General features: G+C 66.5%; 1 pseudogene. It reads left to right on the forward strand.

The features are described from left to right. A pseudogene (locus LE190_RS21450) lies at positions 1-462 on the forward strand (hypothetical protein); the annotation flags it as partial.

Below are 462 nucleotides of genomic sequence, written 5' to 3' on the forward strand. Positions count from 1 at the left end.
GATCAGTTCTTTAGCGGTCCCGGGGGGCGGGCGGACGACTGGCGCGATCTGGTGGACGCTGCAAAGGCGTGGGCCCGCGGCGGCGACCGCGCGAAATACGAGTCGGCTCTCGCCGATCTCTCGGTGACGGAAGAATTTCACGGCTACCCCGGTCTGCAACTGATGGCGGCACTGCGCGAGGCAGCAACCTCCGGCGATGCAGCGACCTCCGTCGCGCTTGCCACGCGGATCACGCAGGCCCTGACGACGCGGTCCTTCCGCCAACACTCCGGCGATTGGGATCTGCACGACGAGGGCAATGGCGACATTCCCGACATGTTGCCGCCGACGTTTGGCGGCAAGGAAGCGCACCGGCCTTACTTCGAGACCTTGATCGTCACCGGCGTCTCGTCGAACGCCTGGCCGGCGCTTGCCACCGAGTGGCGCAAGCTGAGGCGGCCGATCGATTCCTTCGTCTACGAG

Source organism: Massilia hydrophila (assembly GCF_020208145.1).
Lineage (GTDB): Bacteria > Pseudomonadota > Gammaproteobacteria > Burkholderiales > Burkholderiaceae_D > Telluria > Telluria hydrophila.